20 protein-coding genes and 1 pseudogene are annotated in these 17,587 nt (G+C 62.6%); 14 read left to right on the top strand and 7 right to left on the bottom strand.

The annotated features are described in order from the left end of the window. The 3 genes from moaD (at position 1) to NKL04_RS14700 (ending at position 1,573) form a co-directional block, all read left to right on the top strand. Positions 1-258, top strand: coding sequence for a molybdopterin converting factor subunit 1 (gene moaD, locus NKL04_RS14710; protein ID WP_023673448.1), 258 nt, complete (start codon positions 1-3; stop codon positions 256-258). A 4-nt stretch (positions 259-262) separates the two neighbouring features. After that, positions 263-736 (top strand): molybdenum cofactor biosynthesis protein MoaE, encoded by a 474-nt coding sequence (locus tag NKL04_RS14705; RefSeq protein WP_023673447.1) that lies wholly within the window; start codon positions 263-265, stop codon positions 734-736. Between the two features lie 69 nt (positions 737-805). Next, positions 806-1,573, top strand: a complete 768-nt coding sequence (locus NKL04_RS14700; protein ID WP_023701903.1) for a YbaY family lipoprotein — start codon at positions 806-808, stop codon at positions 1,571-1,573. A gap of 3 nt (positions 1,574-1,576) precedes the next feature. Here NKL04_RS14700 and NKL04_RS14695 read toward each other — a convergent pair whose 3' ends face one another. Beyond that, the gene (locus tag NKL04_RS14695; protein ID WP_023701902.1) at positions 1,577-2,053 is read right to left on the bottom strand and encodes a cupin domain-containing protein; all 477 of its coding nucleotides are present in this window, start codon (positions 2,051-2,053) and stop codon (positions 1,577-1,579) included. Between the two features lie 64 nt (positions 2,054-2,117). Between NKL04_RS14695 and NKL04_RS14690 the strand changes: the two genes are divergently transcribed. After that, the gene (locus NKL04_RS14690) at positions 2,118-2,573 is read left to right on the top strand and encodes a MarR family winged helix-turn-helix transcriptional regulator (protein ID WP_023701901.1); all 456 of its coding nucleotides are present in this window, start codon (positions 2,118-2,120) and stop codon (positions 2,571-2,573) included. Between the two features lie 86 nt (positions 2,574-2,659). Here NKL04_RS14690 and ndk read toward each other — a convergent pair whose 3' ends face one another. Beyond that, a complete protein-coding gene (gene ndk / locus NKL04_RS14685; RefSeq protein ID WP_023701900.1) occupies positions 2,660-3,082 on the bottom strand; it encodes a nucleoside-diphosphate kinase in 423 nt (140 codons plus the stop codon). Positions 3,083-3,354: 272 nt separating this feature from the next. Between ndk and NKL04_RS14680 the strand changes: the two genes are divergently transcribed. Then, a complete protein-coding gene (locus NKL04_RS14680) occupies positions 3,355-3,516 on the top strand; it encodes a hypothetical protein (RefSeq protein WP_023695572.1) in 162 nt (53 codons plus the stop codon). Positions 3,517-3,525: 9 nt separating this feature from the next. Here NKL04_RS14680 and bluB read toward each other — a convergent pair whose 3' ends face one another. Continuing rightward, the gene (gene bluB, locus NKL04_RS14675) at positions 3,526-4,161 is read right to left on the bottom strand and encodes a 5,6-dimethylbenzimidazole synthase (protein ID WP_023701899.1); all 636 of its coding nucleotides are present in this window, start codon (positions 4,159-4,161) and stop codon (positions 3,526-3,528) included. A gap of 249 nt (positions 4,162-4,410) precedes the next feature. Between bluB and NKL04_RS14670 the strand changes: the two genes are divergently transcribed. The 3 genes from NKL04_RS14670 to NKL04_RS14660 all read left to right on the top strand — a co-directional run bounded on the left by NKL04_RS14670 (position 4,411) and on the right by NKL04_RS14660 (position 7,209). Further along, positions 4,411-4,923 (top strand): DinB family protein, encoded by a 513-nt coding sequence (locus NKL04_RS14670; protein ID WP_023684734.1) that lies wholly within the window; start codon positions 4,411-4,413, stop codon positions 4,921-4,923. A 447-nt stretch (positions 4,924-5,370) separates the two neighbouring features. Continuing rightward, positions 5,371-6,030, top strand: a complete 660-nt coding sequence (locus NKL04_RS14665) for a hypothetical protein (protein ID WP_023701898.1) — start codon at positions 5,371-5,373, stop codon at positions 6,028-6,030. Positions 6,031-6,423: 393 nt separating this feature from the next. Next, positions 6,424-7,209: a GGDEF domain-containing protein gene (locus NKL04_RS14660; RefSeq protein ID WP_023701897.1), complete on the top strand. Its 786-nt coding sequence runs from the start codon at positions 6,424-6,426 to the stop codon at positions 7,207-7,209. A gap of 1,187 nt (positions 7,210-8,396) precedes the next feature. On the opposite strand, the gene NKL04_RS14655 is transcribed toward NKL04_RS14660, so the two are convergent. From NKL04_RS14655 to NKL04_RS14645, 3 genes are all read right to left on the bottom strand, one after another. Further along, positions 8,397-8,699, bottom strand: coding sequence for a DUF982 domain-containing protein (locus NKL04_RS14655; protein WP_023738644.1), 303 nt, complete (start codon positions 8,697-8,699; stop codon positions 8,397-8,399). Positions 8,700-8,857: 158 nt separating this feature from the next. Continuing rightward, complete coding sequence (locus NKL04_RS14650) at positions 8,858-10,939, bottom strand: ATP-dependent helicase (RefSeq protein WP_352723796.1); 2,082 nt, start codon at positions 10,937-10,939, stop codon at positions 8,858-8,860. A 50-nt stretch (positions 10,940-10,989) separates the two neighbouring features. Continuing rightward, positions 10,990-11,157, bottom strand: a complete 168-nt coding sequence (locus NKL04_RS14645) for a hypothetical protein (protein WP_023701895.1) — start codon at positions 11,155-11,157, stop codon at positions 10,990-10,992. Between the two features lie 136 nt (positions 11,158-11,293). Here NKL04_RS14645 and NKL04_RS14640 point away from each other — a divergent pair, with 136 nt between their 5' ends. After that, the gene (locus NKL04_RS14640; RefSeq protein ID WP_023701894.1) at positions 11,294-11,446 is read left to right on the top strand and encodes a hypothetical protein; all 153 of its coding nucleotides are present in this window, start codon (positions 11,294-11,296) and stop codon (positions 11,444-11,446) included. Positions 11,447-11,687: 241 nt separating this feature from the next. On the opposite strand, the gene NKL04_RS14635 is transcribed toward NKL04_RS14640, so the two are convergent. Beyond that, the gene (locus tag NKL04_RS14635) at positions 11,688-12,656 is read right to left on the bottom strand and encodes a LysR substrate-binding domain-containing protein (protein ID WP_023670266.1); all 969 of its coding nucleotides are present in this window, start codon (positions 12,654-12,656) and stop codon (positions 11,688-11,690) included. 111 nt (positions 12,657-12,767) lie between these two features. Here NKL04_RS14635 and NKL04_RS14630 point away from each other — a divergent pair, with 111 nt between their 5' ends. The 5 genes and pseudogenes from NKL04_RS14630 (at position 12,768) to NKL04_RS14610 (ending at position 17,437) form a co-directional block, all read left to right on the top strand. Continuing rightward, positions 12,768-13,601 (top strand): hypothetical protein, encoded by an 834-nt coding sequence (locus tag NKL04_RS14630; RefSeq protein ID WP_023701893.1) that lies wholly within the window; start codon positions 12,768-12,770, stop codon positions 13,599-13,601. Positions 13,602-13,614: 13 nt separating this feature from the next. Next, complete coding sequence (locus NKL04_RS14625) at positions 13,615-14,583, top strand: DMT family transporter (RefSeq protein ID WP_245271445.1); 969 nt, start codon at positions 13,615-13,617, stop codon at positions 14,581-14,583. After that, positions 14,576-14,809 (top strand): hypothetical protein, encoded by a 234-nt coding sequence (locus NKL04_RS14620; RefSeq protein WP_023684750.1) that lies wholly within the window; start codon positions 14,576-14,578, stop codon positions 14,807-14,809. The genes NKL04_RS14625 and NKL04_RS14620 overlap by 8 nt, the downstream gene beginning before the upstream one ends. 167 nt (positions 14,810-14,976) lie before the next feature. Continuing rightward, positions 14,977-15,423, top strand: a complete 447-nt coding sequence (locus NKL04_RS14615) for a Ros/MucR family transcriptional regulator (protein ID WP_023670270.1) — start codon at positions 14,977-14,979, stop codon at positions 15,421-15,423. Between the two features lie 137 nt (positions 15,424-15,560). Then, positions 15,561-17,437, top strand: a pseudogene (locus NKL04_RS14610) (ABC-F family ATP-binding cassette domain-containing protein). Positions 17,438-17,587: the final 150 nt, after the last annotated feature.

Raw genomic sequence — 17,587 nt, 5'->3', positions numbered from 1 at the left:
ATGATCACCCGGCTCATTTATTTCGCCTGGGTGCGCGAACGGATCGGCAAGCCGGAAGAGGATGTCGAACTGCCCGCCGGTATCGAGACGGTGGCCGACCTCCTGCGCTGGCTGAAATCGCGTGGCGAGGAATATGAGCACGCGCTGCAATATCCTGATGTGATCCGCGTCGCCATCAACCAGGAACATGTCGAGCATCGCGAGAAGATAGCCGGCGCGCGCGAGATCGCGCTGTTTCCGCCGATGACCGGGGGCTGACACCATGTCCGGCGCGCCGACGGTGCGCATCCAGCGCGACGATTTCGACGTTGCCGCCGAGATCGCGAAACTGACCGGGGGTCGCGCCGACATCGGCGCCGTGGTGTCCTTCTCAGGACTTTGCCGCGACGAGCAGGGCCAGCTGTCGGCGCTGGAACTCGAGCACTATCCAGGCATGGCCGAGGCCGAAATCAGCCGGATCGCCGGCGAGGCGCTTCAGCGCTGGCCGTTGCAAGGCCTGACCGTCATCCATCGCCACGGCAAGATCGCACCGGGCGAAAACATCGTGCTGGTGGTGGCGGCGTCCTCGCACCGGCAGGCGGCGTTCGAAGCGGCCAATTTCCTGATGGATTTCCTGAAATCGCGTGCACCCTTCTGGAAGAAGGAGCACCGCGTGGACGGCACCGATGGCGGCTGGGTCGAGGCCAAGGACGCCGACGACCAGGCTGCGGCGCGCTGGAAGGCGCGGCCCGAATAAATCTCGGCGCAGCCATGTATTGACCGCATTCCCTTGGCCAAATCGCATCGGCAAAAAGGGAGCAAGGGCATGCTGGACAGGATCGCCGAATTCTTCGTCTTCGGTTTTGTGCCGCTGGTTATCGGCGTTCTGGCCGTTCCCGAGCCTTCCGTCGCCGCCGAGAAAACCCTGAAGGGCGAGGTGATGTATCGCGAGCGCATCGCGCTGCCGCCCAACGCCGTGCTGTCGGTTCAACTTGCCGATGTATCGCTGGCCGATGCGCCGGCCGCCATTGTCGGCGAGCGCAAGGTAGCGCCGGCCGGCCAGGTGCCGATCAAGTTCGAGATCAGCTTCGATCCAACGGTGATCCGGCCCAACATGACCTATGCGCTGCAGGCGCGCATCATCGCCGACGACAAGCTGCTGTTCGTCACGGACTCGCGCTATCAGGTCGATCCGCTCAGCGAGGCGCCGCAGGCCATTGTGCTGAAAATGGTGGCGCCGAGCGACAAGCCGACCTCGGCCTCGCTGTTCGGCCAGAGCTGGCTAGTCGAATATATCGACGGTATCGGCGTGATTTCGGAGCCGCAGGCGACGTTCCGGGTCAGCGAAGCCGGCAAGGCGGGCGGCAGCGGCCCGTGCAACGCCTATTTCGCCACCGCCAAGGTCGATGGCGAGACCATCGTCATCAGCGACATCGGCTCGACCTACAAGGCCTACGCGCCGGAGATCATGGCCGAGGAAAAGGCGCTGTTCGAGGCGCTCGCCAAGGCGGCGTCATACCGTGTCGATGGCGGCAAGCTGATCATCGCCGACAAGGACGGCCACGATATCTTGCGCTTCAACGCAGCGAGCTAAGAATCAAGACTGCGGCGGCGGGGGCGCCGGCGTCAGGCCGAACCGGCGCATCAGGTCCATCAGCCTGGTGCGGTCTGGCGGGCCGCCAGTGCTGAAGATGGCGAAGGCCTCGCGAAAATATTCCGGGCCGATCGCCGCCGGTGTCACCACGCACAGCACCTTGGCGGTCGCGGCGGTGTCGTTGTCGAAGCGATGGACCGCGCCGCGCGGAATGCACAGCGCCTGCCTAGGCCCGATATCGTGCCGGTGTCCGTCGACGGTCAGCGTCAGCACGCCTTCGATCCCGTACATCGTCTCTTCATAGTGATCGTGGCTGTGCGCCGGGGCGGGCAGGCGCTGCGAGCCGGCGACCGTCAGTTCGAAGGCGGCGATGCTGCCGTTCGACTGGTCGCCGGTAAGCAGGAAGCGCACGGCAAGGCCGCCATGGCTGATTGTCTCGTCGGCCGGATTGACGCTGATCTGGCTAGCTCTGTCTAGCATTTCATCCTCCCACGTGGTAAATTGAATTTACCGAAATGAGTAAACTCAATTTACCAGAGTGTCAATGCCATTATCCGCGGAAGAACCGCCAAAGAAGCCACCGCTGATCGGTGCACTGCTGCGCGTTCCGGCCATGGCCATTCACCGCAAGCTGATCAGGGATCTCAGGGCGTCGGGTTTCGAGGACCTCAGCCCGCCGCATATGGCGGTGATCCAATATCCCGGCCCGGATGGCCTTCGGCCGAGCGCGCTCGCCGAGCGCGCCGCGATGAGCAAGCAGGCCATGAATCAACTGCTGAAGACGCTGGAAGCGATGGGTTATATCACTCGCTCGGCGGCACCCGATGAGAGCGGCGGGACCGTCGTCCACTTCACCGACCGCGGGCGCGCCGCATACCAGAAGATGGCCGACATCCTGCTCGACGTCGAACGGGAATGGGCCGAGGAACTGGGCGAGAAGCGTTTCACGGAGCTGAAAACGCTGCTCGGCGACCTCTGGGATACGCCGCTGATCCGTTGAAAGCGGCATGAAGCCGAAGCCGGGACCTGACCAAAGAAAAAGGCCGGCGAAGTGCCGGCCTCTTGCATACATTGGTTCGCGTCGGCTCAGCCGACGATCTCGGTGTCGGAGAACCAGTACTTGATCTCCTGCGCGGCGGTTTCCGGCGCGTCGGAGCCGTGCACGGAATTCTCGCCGATTGACAGCGCGTGCACCTTGCGGATGGTGCCTTCGGCGGCGTTGGCGGGGTTGGTCGCGCCCATCACTTCGCGGTTCCTGGCAATGGCGTTTTCGCCTTCCAGAACTTGCACGATGGTCGGCGCCGACGACATGAATTCCACCAGTTCGCCGAAGAACGGACGATCCTTGTGGACGGCGTAAAAGCCTTCGGCCTCGCGGCGGCTCATCCACACGCGACGCGAGGCAATGACGCGCAGGCCGGCCTCTTCCAGCATCCTGGTGATGGCGCCGGTAAGATTGCGCCGGGTCGCGTCCGGCTTGATCATGGAAAAGGTGCGTTCGAGCGCCATGGGGTCGTCCTTGTCTTGAGATGGAAAGTCTTGAGATCGGAATGTGGAGTGGCGGGCTCTATACAAGCCGCCCGGCCCATTGCCAAGGGGACGCGCCCCGGCAGCGTTATTCGGCCGCGACCGCCCGCATGGCTGTTCGCAACGCTCTGGTCAAAGGCAAGGCTTGCGGGAAAATGGTGATTGCGCAGGCACGCACGGTTTCGAACGGAAATCAGCGGAACGGAAAGACATCGGACCATGTTTGACGGGACGCGCTGGCCTACCACCAGCCTATGATTATCGGCATTTTTGCTGCCGTGGGCCTTGTTCTGCTGCTCTTTCTGGGTCGCCGCACAGATACGAACTTCGGCTTCGGCCCCGAATGGCAATGCACGCCGATGCCGAAGGGCGACCCGATCTGCGTCAAGCTCATCGCCAAGGAAGAGACGAAGTGATGGGCAGCCTTACCGCCTGATCACCACCGGCTGCCGCCGCTGCTCCCAGCCCTCGCGTTCCAGCGTCGGCAGATCATGCTCCTCGCTGGCATAGCCGAGGCAGAAATAGCCGATCAGCGTCCACTCAGGCGGGGTGTCGAGGATTGCGGCCATCTCGGCGGCGTCGAGGATCGACACCCAGCCCATGCCGATGCCTTCCGCCCGCTCCGCCAGCCACAGTGTGTGCACCGCCATGACGGCCGAATAGTCGATGGTCGCCGGCATGGTCATGCGGCCGAGCCCGTGGCCCTGTTGCGTCGTGCGGTCGGCGAAAACCGCGAACTGGCAGGGCGCTTCATTGAGACCGGCGAGCTTCAGCTGGGCATAGAGCGCGGCGCGCTCGCCCGAAAAGCATGCCAGCGCCTCGGCATTGCAGCGCTCGAAACAGTCTCTCACCGCGCCCCGCCGCTCGGCGCTGTCGACCACCACGAAGCGCCACGGCTGGCTGAGACCGACGGACGGCGCGATGCTGGCAAGCTCCAGCAGCCGCTCCAGCGTACCCTCGGGCAAAGCCGTCCGCTCGAAGCGCCGCACATCCCGGCGCCAGCGCAGCAGCGTGACCAGCCCGGCGCGAAAATCATCGGTGAAATCGGGGGGTGGTGGCATGGCGATCAGGAGACTTGTGTGGGGAATAGGCAGTAGGCAGTAGGCAGTAGGCAGTACAGCGCTCGGACCCTATTGCCTACTGCCTACTCCCTAAGCTGCTGCCGCCGCCTCCCTTCCAGCAATGCGGGCTGAACGGACGGGTCGCGTCGTGTCCGACGAGTTCATTGAACAGAATGGTCATTGGCGGCTGCGCCCTCGCGGTCTAATTAGTCGCCTGCGGCTGAAGCGGAACTCGTCGGCGGGAAAAAGATGAAACAGCATTTCATGATGTTCGCGGCCTACAATCAATGGGCCAATGGCCGCATCTACGATGCCGTCGCCGCACTTGAGGAAGAAGAGTTCAACCGCGATGTCGGCGCATTTTTCGGCTCGATGATGGGCACGCTCAACCATCTGCTGGCCACCGACCGCATCTGGATGAAACGCTTCACCGGCGAGGGCGACGCGCCGGCAAAACTCGACGCCATCCTGCACCGCGCGTTGCCTGGCTTGAAGCTGGCGCGTGAGGCCGAGGACAGGCGGATCGTCGACTGGGTCGGCGGTTTGACCGAAAAGGCTTTGTCCGGCCGCTTCTCCTACATGACCGTTTCCGACATGCGCACCGTCTCGCAGCGGCTGGCGCCGGCGCTGGGACACGTCTTCAACCACCAGACCCATCACCGCGGCCAGGCGCACGCCATCCTGACCATTCTCGGCCGGCCTTCGGTGCAGCTCGACCTAGCCTTTTTCCAACGCACCGACGAAGGCCGCGCCTACGCCTGATCTCCTGACCGCGCTTCCCGTTTAAACGCACGGGAGCGTTACCGGTACATTTGCGCCGACCATCCATCCCCGACGCCAGCTCTGAATTCCAGCCGGGTTGTGAGGACCCTGTCGGCACAACGCTGCCCGGTGACGGGGCCAGGTGGCTGGGCTGTCGGTGGCCCGCCTTTTGTGGGCCTTCGGCTCCAGGCCGCCGCAGCCACAACCCGCTCCAACTCCGGTGGAATTTCTGTTTAGAGAATTAAACAAAGTTTAAATGTTGAAGCAAAAACATATTTTTTTTTAGCAGACCAGTGCACGCCTTGAGAACTACAATCCTTATTCTTGAAAAAAATAAAGAAACTATAAGGAAGACTCGTGCGTAGCTTTGAGTGCATAAGCATATGTCTGCTTTGATTTGCTGGCATGTTGCAGTGCACAAAGCAGAACGGCAACAAGGAGAGTGTCATGGTTAATATCACTCGGAAAATCGCTAGAACACTGGCGGCGGGTGCAATTATCGTTATTTTTGCCGCTCCCGCGAATGCAGGCGGCGGAATTGGCGTCGGTGTCGGCGCATCTATCGGTGGTTCTGGCGGTATCAATGCTGGTGTTGGCGCTTCGATCGGCGGCAGCGGCGGGGTCAAGGCCGGTGCCGGCGCCTCGGTTGGCGGCAGCGGCGGTATCAAGGCGGGTGCTGGCGCAACGGTCGGCGGCAATAGCGGCGTTACTGCGGGCCTCGGCGCCTCAGTCGGCGGTAGCAGCGGCATCAAGGCCGGCGCTGGCGCGACGGTCGGCGGAGCCGGTGGCATCAAGGCCGGTGTTGGGGCCACGGTCGGCGGCAGCGGAGGTATCAATGCCGGTGTCGGCGTCAACGTCGGCAGCGGCATCAACGTCGGTGTCGGCGTCGGCATTGGCGGAACGCCGGGCACGCCCGGTACGCCCGGTACCCCCGGCACTCCAGGAACTCCTGGAACACCAGGCACCCCTGGGATACCCGGTGTCGTCGCCAGCATGTCGAACAGCCAGCTGACACGTATGAAGAAGCGCTGCGTCGATGTGCTCGCCAGCGAGGGCACCTACGACAGCGATCTGCGGCAGCTATGCCTTATGATCTCGCGTCGCTGAGACAGGTTTCGCCGGGAGTGTCGAGCCAGCCGTGAGGCTTTACGGCACTCTCCTACCGCATGGCCCAGACTTCCCGAGGGACATGCGCTGACGAGAAGCCTCCGGCCAGTCGGAAAGCCCGCCGCGCAAGTGGCGGGCTTTTTGTCGCCACTCACAAGGCAACCGATCGCGCCTTTCGATTGCCGGAGCTTTTTATCGTTTAACGGAAACGGTGAAACGCGCTATCCCTTTGTCTTGGTAATTCTCAGGGAAAGCGCCCACGCGCTTCTCCCGGGAAAGCTGCTCACACTTTCCTGGAATTGTTCTGGTTAACCACATTCGAATTGCAGGTAAGATTTTAGGGTTTCATTTGTGTTCCCGCTGCAAAATGGCGAACACAGTGGGAGAAATGGCATGCGGGTCGATCTTTCGCCCACGAGCTTGGGCAGGGTCATAGCAGTCACGGTTGTCGGCACGGCGATCTGTATCGCGGCGGCCTTCCTTGTCGATTCCTACAATTTTCCGTCGCTGTCGCCCGAAGCGTTGCGCTGGGCGCAGCTCACCGACCTGTTGCTGCCGCTCGTGCTGGGTGGATCGTTCTTCTCTTTCCTGATGTACAAGATGCGCCAGCTGGCGATCGCCCAGAAGGATCTGAGCATCGTCGCGGCGACCGACAGCCTGACCGCGGTGTTCAACCGCGGCGCGTTTTCGATGCTGGTCGAGGCCTATCTCGAACAGGCGCGCAGCCAGGCCGTCGTCGATGCCGGCGCCCTGCTGATCGTCGACGCCGATCATTTCAAGACCATCAACGATCGATTGGGCCACGATTGCGGCGATCAGGCGCTCAAGCTGATTGCGCAGACGATCAAGGCCCAGCTGCGCGGCGCCGACATCGTCGGGCGCATCGGCGGCGAGGAGTTCGCCATCTTCCTGCCTGGCGCCGACCCGTCGCAGTCCTGGCTGGTTGCCGAGGGGATCCGGCGGCGCATCCGCGAGGTCGAGTTTGCCCCGGATGGACGGCCCTGTCCGCTCTCGGTGAGCATCGGTGGCGTCGCCTTCAGCGGACCCACCACCTATGCCGACATGTTCCTGACGGCCGACCGGCACCTCTACAAGGCCAAGTCCAACGGCCGCGACCAGGTCAGTTTCGAAACGACCGGGCCGCGCAGCCTGCTCGCCGGCGACCCGACGTTGCATTGAAATGCGGGGGCCAGGCGAGGCTCCGGTCGGGCGCAGGCGCTTTCCAAACGGATCGCGGCAATGCGACCTGGAATACGCAACGGCGCCGTCAGCTTCCATGGTGTCGACTGCAGCAGGCCTCGTTCCTTAACGCAAGTGTCTCGGTCTGCTGGTTGGCGCTGCGATCCGTTGGCCTACCGCATCGATATGATGCCTTCAGATGTACCTAGTCCTCGCTTGCTGCGTCCGCCGCTGCTTGCGGGTTGGCCGTCCATTTCTGCTTCGAGGTGTGATCAACGCGATGGCGAAACGGTGGCTGCAGCGTCGCTCGCTATCGCGCGTGGTACCCGCCTCGGCGGCTTGTACCGTTATCCAGTGCTCATAGATCGGATGAGTCAGGAATCCAGAAGTCGGCCTAAACTTGTTTAACGGGCATTTACTTAGAGAAGAAATAATTCGTAGAGTGGCGTCGGATTGTTCCATCAATTCAAGTGATGATATATTCAATTTCCCGATCAACCATAATGGATTTGTGTCTGACGTCTCAAGCGTCAGTTGATATTTCAGATGGGAAAAAAATATGCAATAAAACTCAAAGGATTTAACACGGCATCTAGGCCGGGGGGGCTTTTTTACTCCTCCAGTTCGCCTCAGGGTATGGATGCGTGACGCGGCACCTTGTAAAGGATGAAGACATCGATCTCGTCAGTTCCGATCATCCACAAGCGATTTCTTTCCTGGCGAACGAATTTAAGGTTAAAGCCATTCAGTCGCGATCGATACCGGAGGAGGCAGTTTTTGGCCGGCTCTATGATGCAGTCTTTGCGCTTTCATTCTTTTCCACATGCCGATAACAACTGGTCGCGATGGCTGGTTCGTCTGTTCAGCTTTGTGCGGCCTGGTGGCATTCCGATTTTCACAACTCACGGCTCGCGATCCATGCCTTTTCTTCAATGGAGACGCCACCGAGTGAATTTGGCTTTCGGTTTGCATTGAACAGTGAACAGGCCGACATCGCGGTTGAGGAATACGGCATGGTGGCCATGGATCTTGGGTTCGTGATCAAACTATCTCAAGACGCTTCCAATGCCGAGTTACTCCAAGATGAAGTGGACGCTTGGTGGGATCACCAAGACGTGTTTGTCGTTCGACGTCTGCCGGCAAGTCCGAGTGATCTTTTTTGCTGGGCAGGCCTGGTCCCGGCCGTCTCAGACGGCGTAGCCGCCATAACCGTGTGCGACCGGCTTGACCGAGACGGTCGGCTGGACCGCGGGCCAGAGGATGCCTGCCGTGACCGCAAAGGTGATCAGGGCATCGCGTGCGGCCTCGGTCGAGATTTCGCCGGCGCGCGCCGCCTCGCAGGCCCTCACCGCCGCGCCATAGCTCAGGCGCCGGCGTGACGGCGGAAATTCGGTCAGGAAATCATGCATCTCGAACAGCGAGGCGAGCATGCGTTTGTGGCCGGCGCCAACGCTAACGGCAACCGGGGTGAAGAACATCGCGTCGTGCATTCTGGCCTCTCTGGATGGGCGGAAAGGCGGCGGTCGCCGCTCTCCGATCGCGGGTTGGACGCCAGAAAACGCGGCTGGCGGCCCGAGGTTCCCTGAGAGATGCCGTGACAGGCCGATTTGCTCTTGAGGTCGCTCCCTGCCGGCATTCGCGGTTGCGGCTATTTCCACATGCCGCGCATGCGGGCGCCGAGGTCGATGCGGACTTCAGGTCTGTGGCGCGGATCGTCCTTGGCGTGGACGCTCGCCCACGACGTCTGCTCGAAGGCGCCGAGGATCGAGGCCGGGATGAAACGGGTTCGCGAGGCATAGACGTGGCGGTCGCCGCGCGCTGCCTGGCCGTGGGTGAAGAAGCGCTGCGGCGTCACCAGATGCAGGCCGTCCTTGGCCCGCGTCATCGCGACGTAAAGCAGCCGGCGCTCCTCCTCGATGTCTTCCTTGGTGCCGACGCCGAGATCGGCCGGGATGCAGCCATCGACGGTGTTGAGCACGAAGACGTTCTTCCATTCCTGGCCCTTGGCCGAATGAATGGTCGACAGGATCAGATAGTCCTCGTCGCGGTGCGGCGGCCCGGCCTGGTCGCTGGTCGCATCCGGTGGATCCAGCGTCAGCTCGGTCAGGAAGCGCTCGCGCGAAGCATAGCCGGAACCGATCTGCTCGAGCTGCATGAGGTCGGCCCGCCGCGTCGTCGCATCCTCGTGCATGCGCTCAAGATGCGGCTCGTACCACAGCCTGACCTGTTCGAGATCGGCCGGCCATTTCCCCGACCGGGCGCGCAGGCCGGAATAGAGCGCAACGAAGGCCGGCCAGTCCTCAGCCGCGCGTTGCGGCGGCCGGTAGCGGGCCAGCCCCATTTCCTCGTCGAGCGATGTCGCCATGGTCTCGACGATGGTGCTCGCCGCCGAAGGGCCGATGCCGGGCAGCAGCTGCAGCACGCGGAATCCGGCGACGCGGTCGCGCGGGTTCTCGGCAAAACGCAGCACCGAAAGCACATCCTTGACATGGGCGGCGTCGAGGAATTTCAGCCCGCCGAACTTGACGAAGGGGATGTTGCGGCGCGTCAATTCGATCTCCAGCGGGCCGCTGTGGTGCGAGGCGCGAAACAGCACCGCCTGCGATTTCAGCACCGTGCCGGCCTCGCGCTCGGCAAGGATGGCCTGGCAGACATAGTTCGCCTGCTCCGCCTCGTCGCGCACGCTGACCAGTTTCGGTTTTTGCGAGGATTTGCGCTCCGACCAGAGGTTCTTGGTGAAACGCTCCGATGCCTCCGAGATGACCGCATTGGCTGCCGCCAAAATGGTCTCGGTCGAGCGGTAGTTGCGCTCCAGCATGATGACATCGGCGGCTCGCGCGAATTGTTGCGGGAAATCGAGGATGTTGCGCACTTCCGCGGCGCGAAACGAATAGATCGACTGCGCGTCGTCGCCCACCACTGTCAGTCCGGCGCCGTCCGGCTTCAGCGCCGAAAGGATCGAGGCCTGCAGCCGGTTGGTGTCCTGGTATTCGTCGACCAGCACATGGTCGAAACGCGAGCCCAGATGCGCCGCGATCTCCGGCTCGGCGGCCATTTGCGCCCAGTAGAGCAGGAGGTCGTCGTAATCGAGCACGTTCTGCGCCTGCTTGGCCTCGACATATCGGGCGAACAGAGCCTTCAGTTGTTCGGCCCAGCCGGCACACCACGGAAAGGCCGAACCCAGCACCTCGCCAAGCGGCGCCTGCGCGTTGACAGCGCGCGAATAGATCGCCAGGCAGGTGCCCTTGGTCGGAAACCGGCTTTCGGTCTTCGAGAATCCAAGTTCATGCCGGGCAAGATTCATCAGGTCGGCGGAATCCTCGCGGTCGTGAATGGTAAAGGCCGGGTCGAGGCCGATCGTCAGCGCATAGTCGCGCAGCAGCCTGGCGCCGATGCCGTGAAACGTACCGGCCCAGGCCAGCGCGTCGGCGATGACGGACGCGTCTCGGCCCAGGACCTCGCCGGCGATGCGTTCGACCCGCCTGGCCATTTCGGTGGCGGCGCGGCGCGAGAATGTCATAAGCAGAATGCGTCTGGGATCAGCCCCCTTGACGATCAGATGCGCAACCCGGTGGGCGAGCGTGTTGGTCTTGCCGGAGCCGGCGCCGGCGATCACCAGCAGCGGCCCGGCGACCTGGCCGTCGCCATGTTCGACGGCGAGCCGCTGCTCGGCGTTGAGCTTCGCCAGATAGGCGGGCTGCAAGGACGAATCAATGATGGCGATGGTCATCGCCTATCAAGCATCGTTTCCGCTTTGTTCGCAACGGGCCGAAGTCGCCCTTATCGCCGTGGCGCGACACCCGTCGCCGCCGACGGGCGCCGCAAGGTGGCGCGTTCGTCGCCAGGCACCGGCAACGGATCGAAATTGTCGGGCACGTCCTTGATGATCTCCTTGGCGATGCGATAGGTCGCGTAAGCGAAAAGGCCGGTAATGAACAGACGGATCATGGCGCGATCTCCTTTGGGCAACCAACCTCAGAGCCGCCGTTTGGTTCCAGCCGACGCGGCGTCGTTTGCGAGCGTGCAACCAAAGCCGAACCACCTCGTTGCCTTACGAAGGAGAGGGCAGACCTAGGAGGTCGCCATGAAGAGGCTTCTGATTCTGTTGGCCGCCAGCTTGGCGCTCGCCGCCTGCGACGGCGACATCCAGCCAACCAAAGCCCCTGTGCTCGATCAAACCCCGCAGACGGATTCGGCGCCAAAGCCGGCGGCCGGCGGCGATCAGCCCGCGCAATGATCGTTTTAGCGGGACGACAAGGCTGAAGGTGGCCTTCGGGAGAAGAAGGCCGGCGCCGCTTGGGAGGTGAGCTGATAGCGCCGGCCAGGCGGATATCAGGTCCGCCGCAACAACCGAAGATAGCTGAGTCTCTCGCCTGCGTCATGAGGTGGCAGTTTTCGTGCCGGTTCTGCTCGTGCAGTCTGCGCAAAACCAGCAGAAAAGGCCACAAATCCCGCAAGGCCGCGGAAAGAATCCGACCTCAGGCAATGGCCTTGCGCAGCACCGGGCCGCCGGCAATCCCGGCGTCCAGTTGGCACTGCGTCAGCGCCGCCTCGGCCATGATCCACTGCTTGAACAATTCCACCTTGCGCGTGTAGGGCGCGGTGACCGGGCAGACGAAATACCAGCCGGCGGTGTTGGGGTGATGCACGGCAAACGGCGCCACCAGCCGCTCTGCGCGGATCTCGCTCGCCATATAGGCGCGGTTGGCGACTGCAAAGCCCATGCCGGCATTGGCCGCCTCATAGGACATCATGCAGGAATCGAAATAGATGCTCTTGGTCTCGCCGAGCACGGAACTCGCGCCGGCAAAACCCAGCCACGACTGCCAGTTCTGCGTGCAGGTGTCGGAATGCAGCAGCGTGAAATGCCTGAGGTCGTCGGGCGTCACCTTTGACGGCGGCCTATCGCCGAGAACCTCGTGGAACAGCTTCCTGCTGCACACCGGCGTCAAATCCTCCTTGAACAGCAGGTCCGCCTTGAGGTCGGGAAAGCTGCCGTCGCCATAGCGGATCTCGAGGTCGAACTCGGAGGTGGCGAACTCATTGGTGGCGTAGGAGGTCGAGACCCGCATTTCGATTTCGGGATATTGCCGCTGGAACAGCGGCAGGCGGGCAAACAGCCAGCGCGCCGCGAACGTCGGCAGCACCGAAATCTTCAGCACATGCGCCTGCGACTGTCCGGTCGCCTCCATGCTGGCCGCCACGATGCGCTCCAGCGCCTCGCGAACGCGCGACACATAGGTCTCGCCTTCGGGTGTCAGCGACACCGCATTGCCGCCGCGCTGGAAGATCTTGAAGCGCAGCTGTTCCTCGAGGCTTTTGACGCGCTGGCTGACGGCGGAAGCAGTAATAAACTGCTCTTCGCCCGCGCGCGTGAAGTTACGGTGCCGGGCGGCACTTTCGACAATCTTCAGCGAATTTAGGTTGACCTGACTGAGCAGACGCACGCGTTTCGACCTTAAGCTGGGCTTACACTAGCACCAGCATTCCTAATTTTACAGGGGTGGGGAAATTAATCGACAGTTTACCAAGTGATGCCCCCATCCTGGAGAAGTAGAATGAACGCCCATACCATACCTGAACTGCGCTACGCGATGAGCCGAGAAGCCATTATCGGCCATGAGACGGCCTGGAAAGTGTCGGGTTTCGGCGTTGCGCAGTATCTGCATGGCTACGACCCGACGCTGCTGGCGGCGATCGAAGAGGCGGCGTTGAAGCTCAAGGCCAGCCACGCCGTGCACAAGCACCTCGACCTTACCTTCATCACCGGCGCCGACCGTTTTATCCCGGAGATCAAGGAACTGCTGCATGACAAGCTGCGCCTGGAACGTCTGTCCGACATGATGGGCACCAAGCTCGAGCCCTATCCGCTGTCGATCGTCGGCTCGACCGTCACTTTCATGAATCCCAAGGACGGCGCCGTCGATTGGCATTGCGACGGTGTCCCGGTCACCGAACTCATTCCGCTGTCGATCAGCAATCCGCTGGTCGGCGGCCATCTCGAAATCTACTGCGACGATTCCGAGACCGGCCGCGCCATCCTTGAATCCGGCCGCGAGATTCCGCGCAACCAGGTCATGCGCATCGACCACAAGATGAACTACGCCACGCTCGGCCAGTTTCTCGGCGTCCTGCACCGCACCGCGCCGATCCAGCTCGGCTCGCGCGTCACGCTGGTCCTCAACCAGCGCTCGGTGGCCAAGCCTTATGTCGACGACAATCGCATGTTCTATCTCGCAGCCGACAATGATCACGATCGCGAGTGGGTCAACGAGCTCGCCGAAGACGTCTGGACGAACCAGCTGCCGGCCTATCGGCGCTTCGAGGAAGAACGTCCCGTTGCGGCGGCGGCCGATGCGCCGGTCCCGGGCGGGTCAAGGGAATCCTGGTAGCCAGAGCATAGAAGTGGACGCCGGTTTGGCCGTCGGTAACATCATGGTCGGCGATAAGGACAAGGCACCGTCTCGGCGATTCCGGGATGGATCGGGCTCGCCATCGGCCCTGGTCTTCGCCGCCGGCGCGGTCGCCCTGTGGTCGACCAACGCGCTGGTCGGCAAATCGCTGCTGGCCAGCCATCCGGTGTCGCTGGTGCAGTTGCTGCAATTTTGTGGAGCGGCTCTGGTGTTCGCCGTCATCCATCTGGCGAGCCGGAAGGGGGACACGCAAGACGCAGCCTTTTCCAAGGGTGCTGACGGCACCCTGGCGCCGGTCGCGGTCGGCTTTATTGGCCTGGTCGGCACCATGGTGCTGCAATACATCGCCTTTGCCTCCATGCCGGTGATCGAGGCCAATCTCGTCGCCTACACCTGGCCGCTGATGGTCGCGGCGGCGGTCATCGTGCTGGGCAAGCGGCAACGCCCCGTGCTGCTGGGGTTGACTGCCGTGCTCGGCTTTGTCGGCGTGGCGCTGGTGATCTCGGGTGGTCGCGGCCAGCCTTTTCTCCAAGGCAGCATCGTCGGCTATCTCGCTGCCTTCGGCTCGGCGCTGTGCATGGCCTTCTATTCGATTGCGGTCGCCCGCCTGGCCACACCGTCGGAGCGTTTGCTTTTGCCTTCGGCGTTGGTCGGCGTCGGCCTGACCTTGCTGTGGTGTATTCACGACGGCGCTGCCTGGCCATCCAGTGAGCACCTCCTGCTTGGCCTCTATCTCGGTGCCGGCCCGATGGGGCTGGGATATTATTTCTGGTCGCGCGCCTTGAAGCTTGAAGGCGGCGGCAAGGTTGCGGTCATCGCCTATCTGACGCCGATCGCATCGACGCTGCTGCTGACACTTTCGGGCGAAAGGCTGACGCTGACCGCGATAGCCGGTGCGGTCCTCGTCATCGGCAGCTGTATTGCGGTGGGCATAGAACGCTCGGAGGCTGAACATGCTTGACGACGATGAACGCCTCGCCAGACAGGAAGCATTCTGGCTGCTCAAGGAGTTCGGCGCCGAGGCGCCGCTCTACGCCGCCATGAAGGCCGAAAAGGCGATAGAGCAAAAAGATTTCGGCCGGTGCGCCCGCTGGAAGCGCATTCTGGACATACTGGCCGACTCTAAACCTGCGGCGTCCGTGCAGTTGAAATCTGCTGGCGCGAAGTCGGCCGTTTCCAAGTATTAGATTTTCTAATTTGCAACGTTGCAACCTGTTGTGGAAACATCCTCCTGTTCCGATTCTTGATCGTTTATTGAGACTTTAGCGACCCGTTGGGGGGTGCAGCTAGGTCGATACATCAAGAGAAGTCTTAAAAAAAGCCGGCAACTTCATGACCGGCGGGAGAAACAGAATTGCACACCATCGACAGCAAGACCGCTATTGAACTGACTGCTGACATCGTCTCGGCCTATGTCGGCAACAATCCTCTCCCTGCGTCTGGCCTGCCGGATCTGATCGCCAGCGTCAGCGCATCGGTGCGCAAGCTGGGCAGCATTGCCGCCGTGGAAAGCCCCGCGCTGAACCCCGCTGTCAATCCGAAGCGGTCGGTGTTTCCCGATCACATCGTCTGTCTTGAGGACGGCAAGAAATTCAAGTCGCTGAAGCGCCACCTGATGACCGACCATGGTCTGAGCCCGGAGGAATATCGTGGCAAATGGGGCTTGCCGTCGGACTATCCGATGGTGGCGCCGAACTACTCCGCGACCCGTTCGGCACTGGCCAAGTCCTCGGGCCTCGGCCGCAAGCCGGCCGTTCCGGCCGCCGCGGCCAAGGTGACGAAGCGCAAACCCAAAGCCTGAACCAGGCAGCCTCTTAAAGTCGGTCTGCAGTTAGCAGTGATGGACGGCGCGCTTTGGGCGCGCCGTCTTCATGCCTTATGCCCCCGCCAGCGCCCAGGCCCTTGCGAAGCGCCGCCCTCCCGTGCAAAAGCCCCGGCATGCTTATCATCAACGATCTTTCGCTCCGCATGGCCGGACGCTTGCTTCTCGATCATGCCTCGCTGACCTTGCCGGCCGGCACCAAGGCCGGCCTCGTCGGCCGCAACGGCACCGGCAAGACGACGCTGTTCAAGGCCATCACCGGCGACTTTCCCTCCGAGACCGGCTCGATAAGCCTGCCCAAGAACACCCGCATCGGCCAGGTGGCGCAGGAAGCGCCCGGCACCGAGGAGCCGCTGATCGAGATCGTGCTCAAGGCCGACCTCGAGCGCACCGCATTGCTCGAGGAGGAAAAGACCGCCACCGACGCGCACCGCATTGCCGACATCCATATGCGGCTGGCGGATATCGATGCGCATTCGGCGGAATCTCGCGCGGCCACCATCCTCGCTGGCCTTGGCTTCGACGACGCCGCGCAGCGCCGCCCGGCCTCGTCCTTCTCCGGCGGCTGGCGCATGCGTGTGGCGCTCGCCGCGGTGCTGTTTGCCGAGCCCGACCTTCTGCTGCTCGACGAGCCGACCAACTATCTCGATCTCGAAGGCACGCTTTGGTTGGAAAACTACGTGTCGAAATATCCGCACACGGTGCTTCTGATCTCGCACGATCGCGACCTGCTCAACCGCGCCGTCAATTCCATCGTTCATCTCGACCAGAAGAAGCTGACCTTCTGGCGCGGCGGCTACGACCAGTTCGAGCGCCAGTACACCGAGCAGAAGGAGTTGCAGGAGAAGGGCCGCGTCAAGCAGGAAGCCGCGCGCAAACACATGGAGTCCTTCGTCGAACGCTTCCGCGCCAAGGCTTCGAAGGCGAGACAGGCGCAGTCGCGCATCAAGGCGCTGGAGAAGATGAAGCCGATTGCCGCGATCGTGAACGACACGGTGAGGCCGTTCTCTTTCCCCGAACCGGTGAAAACGGTGGCGTCGCCGATCATTGCCTTGAACAACGTCAATGTCGGCTACACCGAGGGCCAGCCGATCCTGAAGAAGATGACGTTGCGCATCGATGCCGACGATCGCATCGCGCTGCTCGGCGCCAACGGCAACGGCAAGTCGACCTTCGCCAAGCTTCTCTCGGGCCGGCTGAAGCAGGAAACCGGCACCATGACGGTGGCGCCGGGCCTGAAGGTGGCGATCTTCGCGCAGCATCAGCTCGACGATCTCAGGCCTGATGAAAACGCCTACGAGCATGTCCGCCGGCTGATGCCGGAGGCGCCGGAATCCAAGGTACGTGGCCGCGTCGCCCAGTTCGGTCTCACCACCGAGAAGATGAACACCGCCGCCAAGGACCTGTCCGGCGGCGAGAAGGCGCGCCTGCTGATGGCCTGTCGGCCTTTGAGGGGCCAAACTTGTTCATCCTCGACGAACCGACCAACCATTTGGACATCGACAGCCGCGAGTCCCTGATCCATGCGCTGAACGAGTTTCCCGGCGCCGTCATCCTCATCTCGCATGACCGCCATCTGCTGGAAGCGACCGCCGACCGGCTGTGGCTGGTCAAGGACGGGGCGGTCAACCCGTATGACGGCGACCTTGAGGACTACAAGACGCTGGTCACCGGCGTGTCCGGCGACCGACGCGGCAAGCGCGAGGCCGAGAAGGCATCCAAGGCCGATCGCCGCCGCGATGCAGCCGCGCGCCGCGCCGCCTTTGAGCCGCTGGCCAAGGAAATACGCGCCACCGAAGCGCTGATGGACCGCATCCGCAAGCGCATCGACCTGATCGAGGACGAACTCGCCAATCCGGCGGTGTACGAAAAGGATCCGTCGACCGCGACCCGGCTCGCCAAGGAGCGCTCGCAGCTGGCACAGCAGCTTGCCGGTCACGAGGAGAAGTGGCTAACCATGTCGGCCGAGTATGAGGAAGGCACGGTGGAGTGATTACCCTCCCCCGTTGTGGGGAGGGTCGATCCGCGAAGCGGAGCGGGGTGGGGGTCCGCGCCGCACCCCACCCCGTCGCTGCGCGCCGACCCTCCCCATCAAGGGGAGGGTAAGATCTGGCCCTACACGCCGCCCGCGAAACCCGCTAAA

Origin of the sequence: Mesorhizobium sp. C264A (assembly GCF_040324515.1) — a bacterium.
Lineage (GTDB): Bacteria > Pseudomonadota > Alphaproteobacteria > Rhizobiales > Rhizobiaceae > Mesorhizobium.
Note: the sequence above shows the minus strand (reverse complement) of the source record. Positions and strands in the feature narration are given on the sequence as shown.

Bases quoted from the DNA above. Each gene is read 5' to 3' on its own strand.
- bluB (WP_023701899.1), bottom strand. From the start codon at position 4,161: ATGCCACCACCCCCCGATTTCACCGATGATTTTCGCGCCGGGCTGGTC.
- NKL04_RS14665 (WP_023701898.1), top strand. From the start codon at position 5,371: ATGGTTAATATCACTCGGAAAATCGCTAGAACACTGGCGGCGGGTGCA.
- NKL04_RS14700 (WP_023701903.1), top strand. From the start codon at position 806: ATGCTGGACAGGATCGCCGAATTCTTCGTCTTCGGTTTTGTGCCGCTG.
- NKL04_RS14695 (WP_023701902.1), bottom strand. From the start codon at position 2,053: ATGCTAGACAGAGCTAGCCAGATCAGCGTCAATCCGGCCGACGAGACA.
- ndk (WP_023701900.1), bottom strand. From the start codon at position 3,082: ATGGCGCTCGAACGCACCTTTTCCATGATCAAGCCGGACGCGACCCGG.
- NKL04_RS14640 (WP_023701894.1), top strand. From the start codon at position 11,294: ATGAAGAGGCTTCTGATTCTGTTGGCCGCCAGCTTGGCGCTCGCCGCC.
- NKL04_RS14705 (WP_023673447.1), top strand. From the start codon at position 263: ATGTCCGGCGCGCCGACGGTGCGCATCCAGCGCGACGATTTCGACGTT.
- NKL04_RS14645 (WP_023701895.1), bottom strand. From the start codon at position 11,157: ATGATCCGTCTGTTCATTACCGGCCTTTTCGCTTACGCGACCTATCGC.
- NKL04_RS14655 (WP_023738644.1), bottom strand. From the start codon at position 8,699: ATGCACGACGCGATGTTCTTCACCCCGGTTGCCGTTAGCGTTGGCGCC.
- NKL04_RS14620 (WP_023684750.1), top strand. From the start codon at position 14,576: ATGCTTGACGACGATGAACGCCTCGCCAGACAGGAAGCATTCTGGCTG.
- NKL04_RS14670 (WP_023684734.1), top strand. From the start codon at position 4,411: ATGAAACAGCATTTCATGATGTTCGCGGCCTACAATCAATGGGCCAAT.
- NKL04_RS14690 (WP_023701901.1), top strand. From the start codon at position 2,118: ATGCCATTATCCGCGGAAGAACCGCCAAAGAAGCCACCGCTGATCGGT.
- NKL04_RS14630 (WP_023701893.1), top strand. From the start codon at position 12,768: ATGAACGCCCATACCATACCTGAACTGCGCTACGCGATGAGCCGAGAA.
- NKL04_RS14660 (WP_023701897.1), top strand. From the start codon at position 6,424: ATGCGGGTCGATCTTTCGCCCACGAGCTTGGGCAGGGTCATAGCAGTC.
- NKL04_RS14680 (WP_023695572.1), top strand. From the start codon at position 3,355: ATGATTATCGGCATTTTTGCTGCCGTGGGCCTTGTTCTGCTGCTCTTT.
- NKL04_RS14650 (WP_352723796.1), bottom strand. From the start codon at position 10,939: ATGACCATCGCCATCATTGATTCGTCCTTGCAGCCCGCCTATCTGGCG.
- moaD (WP_023673448.1), top strand. From the start codon at position 1: ATGATCACCCGGCTCATTTATTTCGCCTGGGTGCGCGAACGGATCGGC.